We start from the raw sequence: 1385 nt of genomic DNA, 5'->3' as shown, positions 1-1385 counted from the left end.
TGCTTGAAAACACCTTCCTCATATTCTCAATAACTGCTATTGCGTTTCATTTTAACACTACAATATACCAATAATCATCAATATAGCAAAGAAAATAACACTTCAATTGCTTGAATAGTAGGTGGTTAAGGCATATTCAGCAAGCTCTAAATATTAGAACGAATGAACAACCATACATATGTTAAAGTGACATTGAGACAGAGAGTTTACGCGAATGGTAAGATTTCACTCTATTTGGACTACTATCCAGGAGTCCGAAATCCCGAAACAATGAAGATGATGCGAAGAGAGTATCTTGGTATTTATATCTTTGAGAAGCCAAAGAACGAACTGGAGCGACAGTTCAACCGAGACATGCTCTACAAAGCAGAAGCCATCCGTGGCATTCGCATGCAGTCGCTCATCAATGAGCAGTTTGACTTCCTCGACCACCACAAGATGAAGAAGGACTTCCTCGCCTACTTCAAAGAGATGTGCAAGAAAAAGGATGAGAAGTGGGACATCGTCTATAAGCACTTCTACAACTTCGTGCAGGGGCGCTGCACTTTTGGCGATATCACTGTGGAGCTCTGCCAAGACTTTAGAGAGTATCTACTCAATGCCAATAAACTGCAACGCAAGGGCAAAATCTCAGTAAACTCTGCTTCGGGGTATTATTCGACCTTTAGAGGGTTGCTGAAGATTGCCTACAGAGACAAGCTCATCAAGGAGAATGTCAATGATTTTTTGGATAAGATAGAGCCCCAAGAGGTCAAGAAAGAGTACCTCACTCTTGACGAACTGAAGCGTTTGGCTCAGACTCCGTGTGACTACGAAGTACTTAAGCGAGCTTCACTTTTTGCTTGCCTCACGGGTTTACGCATCAGTGATATACTGAACTTGAAATGGCACCACATAGAACTAGCTCCAGATGATGGCTATTGCATCCGCATCAAGACCCAAAAGACCGAGACCGAAGCAACCCTCCCTATCAGCTATGAAGCATACGAACTTTGCGGAGAACCAAGCACAGGAAAGGTCTTTAAGGGGTTAGAGCGAAGCATGACCAATTACCCTCTAAAGAGGTGGATTGAGGCAGCTGGTATCACCAAACATATTACCTTCCACTGCTTCCGACACACCTATGCGGTACTCCAAATCTCCATGGGAACAGACATCTACACCGTCTCCAAAATGCTGACCCACAAGAATGTCTCCACCACCCAAATCTATGCCGACCTGATCAACGCCAAGAAGCGCGAAACCACCAACAAAATCTCCCTGAAATAGCCAAAAACAACACGAACTTACCAGGGCAATCGCATTTGAAATGCTGTATCTACATTCTTTCATAAATGTCATTTAAAGCCTTGAAATTCGATGTAATATCCTTGTTTATGTCGCAA

General features: G+C 43.2%; 1 protein-coding gene. It reads left to right on the top strand.

The features are described 5' to 3' along the window. The first annotated feature begins 162 nt into the window (after nt 1-162). Nucleotides 163-1269 carry a site-specific integrase gene (locus tag A3GG_RS0101790; protein WP_026215537.1) on the top strand — a complete coding sequence of 369 codons (1107 nt, stop codon included), beginning with the start codon at nt 163-165 and terminating at the stop codon, nt 1267-1269. Nucleotides 1270-1385: the final 116 nt, after the last annotated feature.

The sequence above is a fragment of the Porphyromonas levii DSM 23370 genome (assembly GCF_000379925.1).
Classification (GTDB): domain Bacteria; phylum Bacteroidota; class Bacteroidia; order Bacteroidales; family Porphyromonadaceae; genus Porphyromonas_A; species Porphyromonas_A levii.
This window is presented reverse-complemented; position numbering and strand designations above follow the sequence as displayed.